Below are 15,032 nucleotides of genomic sequence, written 5' to 3'. Positions count from 1 at the left end.
AAGTCCTGGGACACGCAAAAATCTTGAAACGCATCCTTCTGGCACTGATCCTTGTCGTCGCGACGTCCGCGGCTTCTTCCGCGCTCGCTGGCGGACTTACGATGGTTCCCGAAGGAAACCGTCACGCGGAACAGCCGAAGGTTCCCGGCGCTTCCGTACGCCGGACCCGAGCCGGCCGCACCACCTTCGATGACAAATACGAGAAGATCCGCGACCTTTTGGCCTCCGACAAGAAGCTGATCGCCAAGGTGAGGTCGACGGCCGCCGATTACGGTATCGATCCGATCCACATGATCGGCGCGATCGTCGGCGAGCACACCTACAATGTCGATGCCTATGACCGGCTGCAGACCTATTACGTCAAGGCCGCCGCCTATGCCGGCAACAGTTTCCGTTTCGGCTATGGCGACGAGACCATCCAGCAGTTTCTCGACCGGCCGGAATTCAGCAAATGCGGCGATTTCGCCGATTCCTACAAGCTCTGGACCTGCCGCGAAGGCGTCTGGGAAAAGAGCTTTCGCGGCCGTTCGGTCGGCGGCACGTCGTTTCCCGACAACCGCTTCAGTGCGGTCTTTTTTCAGCCCTTCTATGCCGGCCAGACTTTTGGCCTCGGCCAGGTCAATCCGCTGACGGCGCTGATGCTCTCGGACATGGTGGCCAGAACCTCCGGTTATCCGAAGCTCGACGAGAATAAAGCGGCAGCGGTCTATGATGCGATCATGGATCCGGACAAGTCGCTCGCCTATATGGCAGCCAGCATCCGCCGCTCCATCGACGACTACAAGACGATCGCCGGCATGGATATCTCCCGCAATCCCGGCATCACCGCGACGCTCTACAATACCGGGGGTTCGACTCAGCGCGCCGCGGCCTTGGCTGCCCGCGGCGGCCTGCCGGAGGAGAATTATTACGGCTGGCTGGTCAACGACAAGCTCGTCGAGTTGAAATCTCTCCTCTGACGGCTGATATTCCCTCCATAGGAAACCCCTGAGGAGGGCTGTCCATGGACATCCGCCCCGAACCCTTCGTTCCGCCGGCACCTCCGCTTCGAGATCGACTGCTGAACCCGATCGAGGTCATCTGGACTGCGCTGCGCAATCCGCTGGAACTCTGGGGCAAGGTTTCTTACACGCTGCCCTGGTTCGAGACGAAGTTCTTCAAGGAACGGACGCTGATCGTCAATCATCCCGGGCTTATCCGGCATATCCTGGTGGACAATGTCAGCAATTACGAGATGTCGGAAATCCGCCAGCTCGTCCTTCGCCCGATCCTGCGGGACGGTCTGCTGACGGCGGAAGGCGAGGTCTGGAAACGCTGCCGCAAGGCCATGGCTCCGGTCTTCACGCCAAGACATTCCCGCGGTTTTGCCGGCCAGATGCTGAGCCAGACCGAGGAGTTCTCAAGGAAATATGCCGAGGCCGGCGCCGAGGGCTCGGTCCGGGATATTTCCGTCGACATGACCGAACTGACCTATGCCATCCTCGCCGAAACCCTGTTCTCCGGCGAGATCGCCGGGAACAAGGAGACCGTTGCCGACGATGTCGACCAGCTTCTGCATCGCATGGGGCGGATCGACCCGATGGATATGTTGCGTGCGCCGCCCTGGGTGCCACGCGTCACCCGCATCGGCGGCAGGCGGATCCTCGACAAGTTCCGGCGCGTGGTCGCAGAAACGATGCTTATGCGGCAGGAGCGGATGCGCAACCATCCGGGCGACGTGCCGCAGGATTTCCTGACGCTGCTGCTTCAGCTTGCCGGTCCGGACGGGCTGACGATGGGCGAGATCGAGGACAATATCCTCACCTTCATCGGCGCGGGGCACGAGACGACGGCCCGGGCGCTGGCCTGGACGCTCTATTGCGTCGCGGAATCGCCATCGGTACGGCAGAACATGGAGGAAGAAATCGACCGTGTTCGGGCGACCGGCGCCGATCCGGTGGAATGGCTGGAACTGATGCCCCGGGTACGGGCGGCGTTCGAGGAGGCATTGCGGCTCTATCCGCCGGCGCCTTCGATCAACCGCGAAGCGATCAGCGACGACAGCTGGACGAGCCCGGAAGGCAAGACGGTCAGGATCGACGCCGGCGTGACCGTGCTGGTCATGCCCTGGACGCTGCACCGCCACGAACTTTATTGGGAAAAGCCGCGGGCCTTCATGCCCGAGCGGTTTCTGCCCGAGAACCGCGGCAAGCTGAACCGGTTCCAATATCTGCCTTTCGGTGCGGGGCCTCGGACCTGCATCGGCGCCACCTTCGCCCTGCAGGAGGCGGTGATCGCGCTTGCGGTGCTGATGGGTCGCTATCGTTTCGATGTGACGCCCGAAACCAAGGTCTGGCCGGTCCAGAAGCTGACCACCCAGCCGCGAGATGGCCTGCTGATGCGGGTCAGTCCGCGACATCAGAGGTCTCCGGTGGTGAATTGATCTTGGCGGCCTATGCGCTATTGATCCATCGACCCGATCTTCAGGATTCTCGCGTGGCCTCATTCATTCTTCCCGGCCCTCTTCTTCTCGGAATTGATACCGGCGGCACCTATACGGATGCGGTGCTGTTCCGCGAGGGCGAAGGCGTTATCGCCAAGGCGAAATCGCTGACGACCCGGCATGATTTGGCGGTCGGCATTGCCGGTGCCGTCGATTCGGTGCTGGGAAAGAGCGCGGTTTCCGCTTCGGCTATCGGCCTCGTTTCGCTGTCGACGACGCTTGCCACCAACGCGCTGGTCGAGGGGCAGGGCGGTCGTGCCGCCCTGATCATGATCGGCTTTGCCGCGGAGGATCTGACCCGCGGCGGACTTGCGGAGGCGCTGGGAAATGACCCGGTGATCTTCCTGCCCGGAGGCCATGACGTGCATGGCAACGAAACGCCGCTCGACATGGGGGCTCTGGAGGCGGCCATGCCCACGCTTGGCGGAATGGTGTCTTCCTTTGCGGTCGCTGGTTATTTCGCTGTCCGAAATCCGGCTCATGAAATCCGGGTGAGGGACCGCATTCGCGCGCTTTCGCATCTGCCCGTCACCTGCAGCCATGAGCTTTCGTCGAAACTCGGCGGTCCCCGCCGTGCGTTGACCACGCTGCTGAATGCCCGGCTGGTGTCGATCATCGACCGGCTGGTCGGCTCCTGCGAGGGCTTTCTGACCGCGCGCGGCATCACGGCGCCGATGATGGTGGTGCGCGGCGATGGTGCGCTGATCTCGGCTGCCGAGGCCCGGCTGCGGCCGATCGAAACCATCCTCTCCGGCCCAGCGGCAAGCCTCGTCGGTGCGCATTTCCTCACCGGGCTCGATCAGGCGGTCGTCTCAGATATCGGCGGAACGACCACGGATGTTGCGGTTCTCGATGGCGGGCGGCCGAAGCTGGCGGAAGAGGGCGCCGTCGTCGGCGGTCATCGCACCATGGTGGAGGCCGTGGCGCTGCGCACCTACGGGCTTGGCGGCGATTCCGAAGTCCATGTCGACGACCGTGGTCTTGAAGCACGGCTCACGCTCGGTCCGCGCCGGCTTCTGCCGCTGAGCCTTGCCGCGATGGCCCATGGCGAGATCATCCTGTCGACGCTGGAAAGGCAGCTGCGGGCCAGCCATGCCGGACGGCACGACGGGCGCTTTGCGGTGCGAACCGGCGTGCCGGATATGATGGCCCAGGGCCTGCAGCCGCCGGAACAGGCACTTTTCGCCCGCATTGGCATTGCGCCGGTTTCGCTCAATGATCTTCTGACCATGAATTCGCAAAAGGCGGTTCTCGACCGGCTGGTTGCGAGAGGGTTGGTGCATCTCTGCGGCATCACCCCGTCCGATGCCCTGCACGTGCTCGGCCGCCAGAACCAATGGTGCGGAGAAGCTGCAAGTCTGGGTCTCGAACTTGCTGCCCGGCGCAAGGACGGCGCAGGGCGCGGGATCGCCGCTTCCCCGGAAGACTTGGCCGAGAAGATCGTGAGCCGGCTGACGCGCCAGTCGTCTGAAGCGGTGCTCGCCGCCTGTCTTTCCGAAGACGGCGCCGAAGCCATCGATCCGGCGGTTTCGCTTGCCGTCGACCGAGCGCTGAAACGCATTCCCGGCATCGCCCGGTTCTCCGTCTCGCTGGATCGTCCGCTGATCGGGCTCGGCGCTTCGGCACCCGTCTATTATCCGGCGGTCGCGGATATGCTCGGCGCGCAGTCGGTCATACCGGCCGATGCCGATGTCGCGAATGCCGTCGGGGCTGTGGTCGGCCAGGTCCGTGCCAGCGTCACCATTGTTGTCACTTCCCCGGAAGAGGGCCGATTTATAGTGTCCGGAGCGGGCGAGCGTATTGCGGTCATCGGCGAAACCGAAGCACTGGCAACGGCCCGTGACCGTGCAATCACAGCCGCGCTGGCGCAGGCGAGTGAGGATGGCGCCAAGGACGCCGCCGTGACCGTCTCGGAAGAACTGGATGCGCCGGAAATCGAGGGCTCGCGAAAGCTCATAGAGGCACGGATTACTGCCGTGGCCGTCGGCAGGCCCAGGATAGCCGTTTTCCAGGTGGCTTAGCCGTCCCATGTTCCTCGACGCCCAGAATGTATCGCCCTTTTAAGCTCTCTTCAAAAGGGCGTAAGTTGACCGGCATTTATTCCAGCCGGGAAAAACTGCAGTGATCACCAATCTCGCCGATCTGGAAATCTTCGTCAAAGTGGCGGCCACCGGAAACATGTCGGTGGCGGCAAAGGGCCTCGGCATTTCCCCGGCGGTGGTCTCAAAGCGCATCAAGCGGCTGGAGGAGCAGTTGGGGACGCGCCTCCTGCAGCGGACCACCCGCCAGGTCGGGATGACCGACGCAGGCAAGGGTTTTTACGACAGGATCGCCAACGTCCTGACCGGGATCGAGGATGCCGAGCAGTTTGTCTCCGGCCGGTCGACCGAGATCGCCGGCAATCTGCGCATCTCCGCGCCGACTTCGTTCGGGCGGATGCATATCGCGCCTCATCTGCCGGCATTCATGCAGGCAAACCCGCATCTGTCGATCGACCTGATGCTGTCGGACGAGTTCACGGATATCATCGCCCAGGGTTTTGACGTGGCGATCCGCATATCCGAGCTGAAAGATTCGAGCCTTGTCGCCCGCAAGCTTGTGCAGGTCCGGCGCATTCTCTGCGCCTCTCCCTCCTACATCGAGCGGCACGGCGCCCCGACAAGCATTGAGGAACTGGCAGACCATCAATGCCTCACGGCCCATAATGGCGAACCCTGGAGGTTGGAAGGTCCCAAAGGCCCGCTGATTTACCGACCGGCTGGAAGGCTGAACACAAATTCGAGCGAGGTCATCCGCGAAGCGGTAATCGCCGGCCTCGGCATTGCGCTAAGATCCACCTGGGACATCGGCAACGAACTCCAGGACGGGCGTCTGGTGAGTGTAATGCCAGGGTACGAAGGCTCCAAAAATGTCTCGGTCTCGGGGGTCTATCCGAGCCGGCAGCATCTTCCCTCCAAGGTCCGGGCGTTCATCGAGTATCTGGCGGGCCTCTATGGGCCGACGCCTTATTGGGAGCGGCATTCCCCGGAGGCAGGCCGGAAATAGCTGCTATCAGCGGGGATTATTTCCGATATGGCATAGGTCATTCAATATTTGTGCAATTGCAATTTCGCTCGCTAACAAAGACAGTCGCGGCATGAAAAATTCGGAGGAACCGATGGCCCGTATCGAAAAAAATGGTCTTGCAATCGACGAGAAGCTCCACGACTTCCTGGTGAAGGAAGCGCTGCCGGGCACCGGTGTCGATGCCGGCCGCTTCTTCTCCGAGTTTTCGAAGATCGTCCACGATCTGGCGCCGAAGAACCGCGAGCTTCTCGCCAAGCGCGACGCCTTCCAGGCAAAGCTCGATGGCTGGTACCGCGAGAACGGCGCCCCCAGCGATCTGGCCGTTTATGAAGCCTTCCTCCGCGACATCGGGTATCTGCTGCCGGAAGGGCCGGATTTCACGGTTTCGACCGACAAGGTCGATCCGGAAATCGCCGAGATCGCCGGCCCGCAGCTCGTCGTACCGGTCATGAATGCCCGTTATGCGCTGAATGCCGCCAATGCCCGCTGGGGTTCGCTCTACGATGCACTCTATGGCACGGACGCCATTCCCGAGACGGACGGTGCCGAAAAGGGCAAGGGCTACAACCCGATCCGAGGCGCCAAGGTCATCGCCTGGGCGCGGGATTTTCTCGATCAGTCGGTGCCGCTATTTGGCGCAAGCTGGACGGACGTCACCTCGTTTGTCGTGACGGGCGGAATGCTTGCGGCGGCAGCCCAGGACGGCAAGACGGTCAATCTTGCCGATCCGGCGCAGTTTGCCGGCTATCTCGGAGAACCCGCCGAGCCGACGCATCTGCTGTTGACGAAGAACGGCCTGCATATCGAAATCCTGATCGATGCCACGACGGCGATCGGCAAGGACGATCCCGCCCGGATTTCCGATGTCTGGCTGGAATCGGCACTGACTGCCATCATGGACTGCGAGGATTCGATCGCCGCCGTCGATGCCGAGGACAAGGTCGTCGTCTACCGCAACTGGCTCGGCCTGATGAACGGCGACCTTCAGGAGGAGGTGGCCAAGGGCGGCAAGTCCTTCATCCGCAAGCTCAACCCGGATACCGCCTTCAAGTCGCCCGCGGGTGGCGAGATCACCGTGAAGCGCCGCTCGCTGATGCTGATCCGCAATGTCGGTCACCTGATGACCAATCCGGCAGTGTTGGATAGCGAGGGCAGGGAGGTGCCGGAAGGCATCATGGACGCCATGGTGACGGCGCTGATCGCCATCAACGATATCGGCCCCAACGGTCGGCGCCAGAACTCGCGGGCCGGCTCCATGTATGTGGTGAAGCCGAAGATGCACGGGCCGGAAGAGGTCGCCTTCGCCTGCGAGATCTTTGCCCGGGTCGAACAGGCGCTCGGTCTTCCCACCAATTCCATGAAAATGGGCATCATGGACGAGGAGCGCCGCACCACCATCAACCTCAAGGCCTGCATCCGGGAGGCGCGCGAGCGCGTCGTGTTCATCAATACCGGCTTCCTCGACCGTACCGGCGACGAGATCCACACCTCGATGGAAGCAGGCCCGATGATCCGCAAGGGCGACATGAAACAGGCCGCCTGGATTGCGGCCTACGAGAACTGGAACGTCGATATCGGCCTCGAATGCGGCCTGTCCGGCCATGCGCAGATCGGCAAGGGCATGTGGGCCATGCCGGACTTGATGGCGGCGATGCTGGAGCAGAAGATCGCCCACCCGAGAGCCGGCGCCAACACCGCCTGGGTTCCGTCGCCGACCGCAGCCACGCTGCATGCCACCCACTATCACAAGGTCGACGTTACCGCCGTTCAGGCCGGCCTGAAGAGCCGCCCCCGCGCCAAACTGTCGGATATCCTCTCCGTGCCGGTCGCCGTTCGGCCGAACTGGACCGCGGAGGAAATCCAGCGCGAGCTCGACAACAACGCGCAAGGGATTCTCGGCTATGTCGTCCGCTGGATCGATCAGGGCGTCGGTTGCTCGAAGGTGCCGGACATCAATAATGTCGGCCTGATGGAAGACCGCGCGACGCTGCGCATCTCGGCCCAGCACATGGCGAACTGGCTCCATCACAAGCTGGTCAGCGAGGAACAGATCGTCGAGACGATGAAACGCATGGCCGGCGTCGTCGACGGCCAGAATGCCGGAGACCCGCTCTACATCCCGATGAGCAGGGATTTCGACGGTTCCGTCGCCTTCCAGGCCGCGCTCGATCTGGTGCTCAAGGGGCGCGAGCAGCCGAACGGTTATACCGAGCCGGTCCTCCATCGCCGCCGTCTCGAGCTGAAAGCCAAGCTCGCCGGCTGACCGGAAAGTAAAGAGCTGGACAAAGAAAAAGGCCGCCGGAGACATCTCTCGGCGGCCTTTTCGTATTCTCGTCGAATTTCGCGATTACTGGACCACCACGACCTTGGTTTCGCGGCCCGGACGGACGCGGCTGTAAAGGTCGATGACGTCCTGGTTGATCAGGCGGATGCAGCCCGACGAAGCCGCGGTGCCGATCGAGTTCCATTCCGGCGTACCGTGCAGACGGAAGAGCGTATCCTGGCCCTTTTCGTTGAACAGGTACATGGCGCGGGCGCCGAGCGGGTTGCTGAGGCCGGGGCCCATGCCGTCTTCGACGTATTTTGCGACGTCCGGACGACGGCCGGCCATTTCCTTCGGCGGATGCCAGGTCGGCCATTCCTGTTTCCAGGCGACATAGGCCGTGCCGGACCAGGCAAAACCCTGCTTGCCGACGCCGATGCCGTAGCGCATCGCCTTGCCGTTCGGCATGATGTAGTAGAGATGGCGCTCACGTGTGTTGACGACGATCGTGCCCGGCTTTTCGCTGGTCTGATAGCTGACGATCTGGCGGACGTACTGTTTGTCCACCTTGTTGATCGGGATTGCCGGAAGCGTATAGCCGGCGTCTCTCACCGAACCGTAGGAGTCGGTAAAGATCTGTTCGGTGTAGGAGGCCGTGGCCACCTGGGTGCCGCCGCCGGGAATCGTGGAGGCGCAACCGGCCAAGGCGGCAGTTGCCAACAAGCCGAGTGCGAGCATGCTAGTGCGAAAGCGCATGGAGATCTCTTGGATAAACGAATCGATTTAGATGGGCCTTTGGCCCACCTTTGATGACGGGTTATTTTCGATTAGACTACGCTTGGCAAGCGCTGCAGCGCATCAAAACAGAGCCGGCGCATGATTGAATAAAGCCATGGCGTTTTTGCAACATCATGGAAACGGTTTTTCGGGATTCTATGACTATACTCAACCTTGCCAGTAATAATCCGTTAATAGATGGGCGGCAGTCGGCCCGCGCCATGCTGGTCCGCAAGGGCGTCCAGATTCTGCTCCACGACATGCGGCATGCGATATTGCCGGAACTCGTGCTGTCGAGCGGAAGGCGCGCCGATTTGGTGACCATTTCTGAAAAGGGCGAGATCTGGATCGTCGAGATCAAGACGTCGATCGAGGATTTTCGCGTCGACCGTAAGTGGCCGGAATACCGGTACTTCTGCGACCGCCTGTTTTTCGCGACGCACAAGGACGTGCCTCTCGACATCTTCCCGGAGGATTGCGGCCTTTTCCTCTCGGACGGTTATGGCGGGCATCTGCTACGTGACGCACCGGAACACAGACTGCCGCCCTCCACCCGCAAGGCGATGACGCTGAACTTCTCACGCGCCGCCGCCCAGCGCCTGATGTTGGCGGAATGGGCGACCGGCAAGACATTCGATGATGCCGAGAGCGATGGCGGCTGATTATTTCGGCGCGCGCTTGGCGAGGATACGCTGCAGCGTACGGCGATGCATGTTGAGCCGGCGCGCCGTCTCGGACACATTGCGCTCGCACATCTCGTAGACCCGCTGGATATGTTCCCAGCGCACGCGATCCGCCGACATCGGGTTTTCCGGCACGTCCGCGCGCTCGCCCGGCCGCTGCGTCAGCGCGCCAAAAATGTCGTCGGCATCGGCGGGCTTGGCGAGATAATCGAGCGCCCCGAGCTTTACCGCGGTCACGGCCGTTGCGATATTGCCGTAGCCGGTCAGCACGATCACCTTGGTGTCCTCGCGGCTCTGACGGATCGCTTCGATCACATCCAGCCCGTTGCCGTCGCCGAGGCGCAAATCCACCACCGCATATTTCGGCGGCCGCGCCTTCGTCTTGGCGATGCCTTCCGCGACGGACTCCGCCGTGTCGACCAGAAAGCCGCGGGTCTCCATCGCCCGGGCCAGCCGGCGCAGGAACGGCCCGTCGTCATCGACGATCAGCAGCGAAGGGTCAGGCCCGAGTTCTGGGTCGGCATGAGCCTTGGTCGGTTCCGGGTGTGTTTCCATCTCTTTTTCTCCGCGGGTTTCGAAGGCCCGCTTGCCTTTTCATGATGATCGGCCGGCTGGCCGGCCTATTTCAAGTCCTGCGCATCCATCACCGAGCGTGGCCATTCGATATGAATGCGGGCACCCGGTTCGCCGCTGTCACGGTTGCCGAAGAGGATCGAGGCCCCGGATCGTTCGAGCAGCGTCTTGGCGATGAAGAGGCCGAGGCCAAGCCCACCGGCCCGTTCGTCTTCCTTGGGCCTCTTCGTCATATAGGGTTCGCCGATCCGCGAAAGAATATCCGGCGCATAACCCTGGCCATCGTCCTCGATGGTGATCGCCACCCGCTCGGCGTCGTGCTCCACCGTGAGGATCACCTTGCTCCTGGCATAATCGACGGCATTTTCGATCAGGTTGCCGAGCCCATATATAATGCCGGCATTGCGGTTTCCGACTGGCTCGTTGGTCCGGTCGTTTTTCTCGATAATTTCGATTTCGATGCCGAATTGCCGATGCGGCGCCACCACCTCTTCGACCAGGGAGGAAAGCGGCAGCCGGCGCATATGTTCCTCGCTTTCGGCGGAAAGCGAGGTGAGCCGGCGAAGGATGTCGCGGCAGCGCTCGCTCTGGCTTCGCAGCAGCAGCACATCCTCGCGGAACTTGTCGTCCGGCGCCAGTTCGCGCTCCATCTCCTTGGCGACGACGCTGATGGTTGCGAGCGGCGTGCCGAGTTCATGGGCCGCGGCGGCGGCCAGCCCGTCGAGCTGCGAAAGATGCTTTTCCCGCTCCAGGACCAGTTCGGTCGCCGCCAGCGCATCGGCAAGCAGCGTCGCCTCATGGCTGACGCGATAGGCATAGAAGGCCGCAAACATCATCATCGAGGCGATCGAACACCAGACGCCGAGCTGCATGACCGGCTGGATCCGAAGCGGCTCGCCCTCGTACCAGGGCACCGGATAGGGCGAAAAGGCGAGCACCGTGGTGCAGACCAGCGCGAAAACGATCAGCACAAGCGAATGGCGCAGCGGCTGAGAAGCGAAAGCGATGATGACCGGAACGCAGATCAGCGGTGCAAAGGGGTTGGCAAGCCCGCCGGTGATGAACAGCAGCGCCGCCATCTGCAGCAGGTCGAAACCGAGCAGCGCCAGCGCCGATTTCGGCCCCAGCCGATGGGTCGGCGGAAACCAGGCCGATAGCGTGAGATTGGCGACCGCAAGCGCGCCGACCAGGATGCCAGCTTCCTGAAGAGGCAGCGGAAACTGCAGCAGCAGCCCGACGATGACCACGGTGATCGTCTGGCCGGCGACCGCGAGCCAGCGCAGCCGCACCAGCGTCTGAAGCCGGATCCGCCGGCTCGAAGGGCCGAATTGCGCAAACCGCACTGAAGGACTGTCTACGCTCACCGTCTGCTCTTTACCTTGCCCTATATTAAGTGACTTGAGGCAGCCTTCATAAACCGGCTCGACCTCAGGTCGCAGGCGGCATTCTGTCACGTCCCGCGCGGTTTGGCACGTGTCGTCGGCGCAGCCTCGGCCGGGTCTTCCGGCCAGGGATGTTTGGGATAGCGGCCGCGCATTTCGGCCCGCACATCCTTCCAGGAACCGGCCCAGAAGCCGGGCAGGTCCCGCGTCGTCTGGATCGGCCGATGCGCCGGCGAGTTGAGCTCGAGCAGCAGCGGCAGCTTTCCGCCGGCGATCGCCGGATGTTTCTTCAGCCCGAACAGTTCCTGCACCCGGATTGCCAGGACCGGCTCCTCGCCATCGTAACGGATCGGATGCCGCTCGCCCGTAGGCGCCTCGAAATGCGTCGGTGCCAGCTTGTTGAGATTCTGGGATACCTCATGCGGAATGAGCGAACGAAGCCCTTCCGAAAGACTGCCGGGAGCGATGGAATCGATGCCCGATGTACTGCCCTGGAACGGGACGAACCAGTCATCGAGCCGGGCGAGCAGCGCCTCGTCGCTCATATCAGGCCAGGGCTCACCGATCGACCGTTTGAGGAAGCCGATCCGGTCGCGCAAATGCGCACCTTCCTTGGAGAATGGCAGGACCTGAAGCCCCAGTTCCCGCACGCCGTCCGCAAGCGCCTGTGCGGCCCGTTCGCCGCTCGGCCGGGGCAAAGGCCTTTCCTCAAAGATGATGGCGCCGAGCCGCGTCACCTTGCGGGCGCGTACCTGCCGGCTCGCCCGGTCGAAGAAACACTCCTCGCTCTCGCGGATCGCGTCGGAAAGCTCGGCCTCGACGTCCGCCCGGCTGATCTCTGCTGCTGAGAGAATGCGAGCCTGCGCCGCCCGCCCTGTCAGATCGGCGATGACCAGCATCTGTGATGCCGCCAGCCGCTCGGTCTCCTGCAGTTCCGCGCCGCGCCCGTTCGCCATCACGAAACGTCCGCGTCCGCCGCGCTGGAGCGCGATCCGGTCCGGATAGGCGTGCAGGAGAATACGCCCCGCCAGAACCGGTTCCGTCGATTGCGATCGCTTCGGCAGGTTCGAAAAGATCCGATCCGCGAGCTTGCGGGCCGCATCGGCCCTGTCGCCACGTTCGTTGCGGAACCGCCGCAGCCGTTCATCGAGATCGATGTCGCTGCCGCCGAGCCCCTGTTCGGTCAGGAGGACGGCAAGCAGGCTCGCCGGCCTGCCGAAACCCTCCTCCGCCACGGAAATCGCCATGGCTGCAAGCCGCGGCGGAAGCGCCAGCTCTCGCATCAGCCGGCCCTTTTCCGTCAGCCCGCCCTGAGGGTCGAGTGCGCCGAGCTGGGTCAGCAGCACCTTTGCCTCATTGAAGGCGGGCCCGGGAGGCGGATCGAGAAATGCAAGCCGCTTCGGATCCTGGACGCCCCAATGGGCAAGATCGAGAACCAGGCCGGAAAGATCGCTTGCCAGAATCTGCGGTGGCGTGAACGCCTGCAGCGCTGCCGTCTGCCCCGGATGCCAGAGGCGCATCGCGATGCCCGGTTCGGTACGGCCGGCACGGCCCGCCCGTTGATCTGCCGAGGCGCGGGAAACACGCACCGTCTCCAGCCGGGTGATCCCGGTCGAGGGCTCGAACACCGGCAGGCGCTGCAACCCGCTGTCGATGACGATCCTCACTCCGTCTATAGTAATGGAGGTTTCGGCGATCGACGTCGCCAGCACGATCTTGCGTTGCCTGGCGGGCGCCGGCCGGATCGCCAGATCCTGCTCCCTCTGGGAAAGATTGCCATAAAGCGGCACGACCACGGTCTCCGGGCCGAACCGGTTCGCGAGCCGCTCGGCCGTGCGCAGGATTTCCGCCTGGCCCGGCAGGAAAGCCAGGATGGAGCCCGTGTCATTCGCGTGCGCCTCGACGATCGCCCGCGTCATCGCGTCTTCGATCCTTTCGTTCGGTGCGCGATCGCGATGCTGGATGTCGATCGGAAAAGTCCGGCCCTCGCTCTTGATGACAGGAGGCTCGCCAAGCAGGCCCGCCACCCGCTCCACATCCAGTGTCGCCGACATAACAAGGATCTTCAGATCGTCGCGCAGTGCCGATTGCACATCCAGCGCCAGCGCCAGACCGAAATCCGCGTCGAGCGACCGCTCGTGGAACTCGTCGAAGATCACCGCTGAGACACCGGTCAGTTCCGGATCGTCAAGAATCATCCGGGCGAAAACGCCCTCCGTCACCACTTCGACCCGCGTCTTCGCCGAGACCTTGTTGTCGAGCCGCATCCGGTATCCGACCCTCTCGCCGACCTGTTCGCCGAGCAGCGACGCCATACGGGACGCGGCTGCGCGCGCCGCCAGCCGCCGCGGCTCGAGCAGGATGATCTTTCCGGTGCACCAGGCCTGGTCGAGCAGCGCGAGCGGCACCAGCGTCGTCTTGCCGGCGCCCGGTGGGGCGGAAAGGACCGCGCGCGTACCTTCGGCCAGCGCCACCATTATATTGCCTAGTACGTCGGTAACGGGAAGCCTTGGCAGGTTCTTGGTGATCGGACCTGCCTCATGCGCTGAGGCCATCAGTGCGAAACCTGTCCGCTGACATGACGATAGGCGAGGATCGCTCCGGCAAGATCCTCGAGCGCTGCGCCCACCGACTTGAAGAGCGTGATCTCGTCCGCGCTTGTGCGGCCGGGATGTTTTCCATGCGCGAGTTCGGCCAGCTCCGCCTTGATCCCGTCCTTCGACAGCGCGCCGCTTGCAAGCGGCAGAACGATGTCGCCACCTTCCTTCATGGCGCCGGCACGCGTATCGACGAAAACCGACGCGCGCCGCACCGCTTCGTCGTCGCTCTCGCGCATGCTCGGTTTGAAGGCGCCGACGAGATCCAGATGCGCACCCGGCTTCAGCCATTCGCCGCGGATCAGCGGCTCGCTCGATAGCGTCGCGCAGGAAATGATGTCCGCCTGTCCGGCCGCGACGGCCAGATCCGTGACGGCCACCGCGTCGAGCCCGAGCATCCGTGCTTCGTGCGCCGTCTCTTCGGCCTTCTCTATATTGCGCCCCCAGATGCGGAAATGTTTGAGCGGCCGTGTGATCGCATGGGCCTGCATGAGGTTGAGCGAAAGCCGGCCGGTTCCGACCATCAGCATGGTCTCGGCATCTTCCCGCGCGAGATACCGGGCGGCGAGCGCCGAGGTCGCGGCAGTGCGCCTCGCCGTCAGCTCGCCGCCCTCGACGATCGCCAGCATCTCGCCGGTCTTGCCCGACGAAAGAAGGTAGCTGCCGAAGATGGTCGATAGGGACCGGAGATGATTGTCCGGAAACAGGTTGAGGATCTTGACGCCGATATGGTCGCCCGGCACCCAGGCGGGCATCAGCAGCATGACCGCATTTGCCTCACCCGGCACCTCCATCTCATGATGGTGGCGCACCGGCATGACGCAGTCGCTTTTGAACATCGCCTCGATCGCCGCGATGAGTTCCGCAAAGGGGAGTGCATCCCGGGTCTGCACTTCATTCAATACCAGCATGTCATACTCCAGCCGCCAGAAATCGGTTTTACCCTAACAACGGGAAATCGCCGCGTAAAATGGGTTTTTCGGCGCTCCGGAGCTGCCCTTTCGTTAAGCGCTGCTCATTTTATGACCGTAAATCGCGTGTTTCGGGCAGGTCCCGAGAAAAATGACAGTTTTTTGAAAATGGCTGTTGACTTCAAACTGGGGTCGGCTCTATAACCCGCTCACTGAACGAGGGCGGCGGCGCTGCTGGCGACGACGACTTTCGTTCTTCAGAAATCACTGATTGATTGGCGCATGCTGGTTGGGACCG

At 62.9% G+C, this 15,032-nt stretch carries 11 protein-coding genes; 6 read left to right on the top strand and 5 right to left on the bottom strand.

The features are described 5' to 3' along the window. The first annotated feature begins 23 nt into the window (after positions 1-23). The 5 genes from C5J26_RS28220 (at position 24) to C5J26_RS28200 (ending at position 7,811) form a co-directional block, all read left to right on the top strand. Positions 24-959 (top strand): DUF1402 family protein, encoded by a 936-nt coding sequence (locus tag C5J26_RS28220; RefSeq protein WP_105404787.1) that lies wholly within the window; start codon positions 24-26, stop codon positions 957-959. Between the two features lie 44 nt (positions 960-1,003). Next, positions 1,004-2,422: a cytochrome P450 gene (locus tag C5J26_RS28215; protein WP_105404786.1), complete on the top strand. Its 1,419-nt coding sequence runs from the start codon at positions 1,004-1,006 to the stop codon at positions 2,420-2,422. Between the two features lie 53 nt (positions 2,423-2,475). Beyond that, entirely contained in the window at positions 2,476-4,503 is a 2,028-nt protein-coding gene (locus tag C5J26_RS28210) for a hydantoinase/oxoprolinase N-terminal domain-containing protein (RefSeq protein WP_206051234.1), read from the top strand. A 103-nt stretch (positions 4,504-4,606) separates the two neighbouring features. Continuing rightward, a complete protein-coding gene (locus C5J26_RS28205; RefSeq protein ID WP_105404834.1) occupies positions 4,607-5,527 on the top strand; it encodes a LysR family transcriptional regulator in 921 nt (306 codons plus the stop codon). Between the two features lie 112 nt (positions 5,528-5,639). Continuing rightward, on the top strand, positions 5,640-7,811 hold the full coding sequence (locus C5J26_RS28200) for a malate synthase G (RefSeq protein ID WP_105404785.1): 2,172 nt from the start codon (positions 5,640-5,642) through the stop codon (positions 7,809-7,811). An 84-nt stretch (positions 7,812-7,895) separates the two neighbouring features. Here C5J26_RS28200 and C5J26_RS28195 read toward each other — a convergent pair whose 3' ends face one another. Beyond that, positions 7,896-8,567 carry a L,D-transpeptidase gene (locus C5J26_RS28195; protein WP_046668083.1) on the bottom strand — a complete coding sequence of 224 codons (672 nt, stop codon included), beginning with the start codon at positions 8,565-8,567 and terminating at the stop codon, positions 7,896-7,898. Positions 8,568-8,746: 179 nt separating this feature from the next. Here C5J26_RS28195 and C5J26_RS28190 point away from each other — a divergent pair, with 179 nt between their 5' ends. Beyond that, entirely contained in the window at positions 8,747-9,250 is a 504-nt protein-coding gene (locus tag C5J26_RS28190) for an MmcB family DNA repair protein (RefSeq protein WP_105404784.1), read from the top strand. On the opposite strand, the gene C5J26_RS28185 is transcribed toward C5J26_RS28190, so the two are convergent. The 4 genes from C5J26_RS28185 to C5J26_RS28170 all read right to left on the bottom strand — a co-directional run bounded on the left by C5J26_RS28185 (position 9,251) and on the right by C5J26_RS28170 (position 14,734). Next, a complete protein-coding gene (locus C5J26_RS28185) occupies positions 9,251-9,826 on the bottom strand; it encodes an ActR/PrrA/RegA family redox response regulator transcription factor (protein WP_046607960.1) in 576 nt (191 codons plus the stop codon). 65 nt (positions 9,827-9,891) lie between these two features. Next, on the bottom strand, positions 9,892-11,208 hold the full coding sequence (locus tag C5J26_RS28180) for an ActS/PrrB/RegB family redox-sensitive histidine kinase (RefSeq protein WP_245441306.1): 1,317 nt from the start codon (positions 11,206-11,208) through the stop codon (positions 9,892-9,894). A gap of 86 nt (positions 11,209-11,294) precedes the next feature. Next, the gene (gene hrpB, locus C5J26_RS28175) at positions 11,295-13,781 is read right to left on the bottom strand and encodes an ATP-dependent helicase HrpB (protein ID WP_105404782.1); all 2,487 of its coding nucleotides are present in this window, start codon (positions 13,779-13,781) and stop codon (positions 11,295-11,297) included. After that, a complete protein-coding gene (locus C5J26_RS28170; RefSeq protein WP_105404781.1) occupies positions 13,781-14,734 on the bottom strand; it encodes an ornithine cyclodeaminase family protein in 954 nt (317 codons plus the stop codon). The genes hrpB and C5J26_RS28170 overlap by 1 nt, the downstream gene beginning before the upstream one ends. Between the last annotated feature and the right edge of the window lie 298 nt (positions 14,735-15,032).

Origin of the sequence: Neorhizobium sp. T7_12 (assembly GCF_002968535.1) — a bacterium.
Classification (GTDB): domain Bacteria; phylum Pseudomonadota; class Alphaproteobacteria; order Rhizobiales; family Rhizobiaceae; genus Neorhizobium; species Neorhizobium tomejilense.
Note: the sequence above shows the minus strand (reverse complement) of the source record. Positions and strands in the feature narration are given on the sequence as shown.

Coding starts and splice junctions, on each gene's coding strand:
- C5J26_RS28215 (WP_105404786.1), top strand. CDS start 1,004: ATGGACATCCGCCCCGAACCCTTCGTTCCGCCGGCACCTCCGCTTCGA.
- C5J26_RS28185 (WP_046607960.1), bottom strand. CDS start 9,826: ATGGAAACACACCCGGAACCGACCAAGGCTCATGCCGACCCAGAACTC.
- hrpB (WP_105404782.1), bottom strand. CDS start 13,781: ATGGCCTCAGCGCATGAGGCAGGTCCGATCACCAAGAACCTGCCAAGG.
- C5J26_RS28200 (WP_105404785.1), top strand. CDS start 5,640: ATGGCCCGTATCGAAAAAAATGGTCTTGCAATCGACGAGAAGCTCCAC.
- C5J26_RS28195 (WP_046668083.1), bottom strand. CDS start 8,567: ATGCGCTTTCGCACTAGCATGCTCGCACTCGGCTTGTTGGCAACTGCC.
- C5J26_RS28170 (WP_105404781.1), bottom strand. CDS start 14,734: ATGCTGGTATTGAATGAAGTGCAGACCCGGGATGCACTCCCCTTTGCG.
- C5J26_RS28190 (WP_105404784.1), top strand. CDS start 8,747: ATGACTATACTCAACCTTGCCAGTAATAATCCGTTAATAGATGGGCGG.